The 323-nt window shown below is 69.7% G+C and carries 1 pseudogene; it reads left to right on the plus strand.

Annotated elements, in window-relative coordinates:
• A pseudogene (locus K7B10_RS40455) lies at positions 1-323 on the plus strand (beta strand repeat-containing protein); the annotation flags it as partial.

The raw sequence follows: 323 nt of genomic DNA on the forward strand, positions 1-323 counted from the left end.
AGCGGCACCCCCACCGGAACCGTCACCTTCACCGGCCCCGGCGGACTGAACACCACGGTGCCACTGAACGCCAGTGGCACGGCATGCGTCACCACGACCGTGCTGGAGACCGGCACGGTCACCGTCACCTACAGCGGGGACACGTGTTTCACCGGTTCGACCGGGACCTTCGACGTGACGGTCAACCAGGCGTCGAGCACGGTGTCGGTGACGGTCGACCCCAACCCGTCGGTGTGCGGCGAGACCGTGACCGTCTGCGCCACCGTCACCGCAGTGGCACCCGGCAGCGGCACCCCCACCGGAACCGTCACCTTCACCGGCCC

This window comes from Streptomyces flavotricini, from assembly GCF_020639365.1.
GTDB classification, from domain to species: domain Bacteria; phylum Actinomycetota; class Actinomycetes; order Streptomycetales; family Streptomycetaceae; genus Streptomyces; species Streptomyces flavotricini.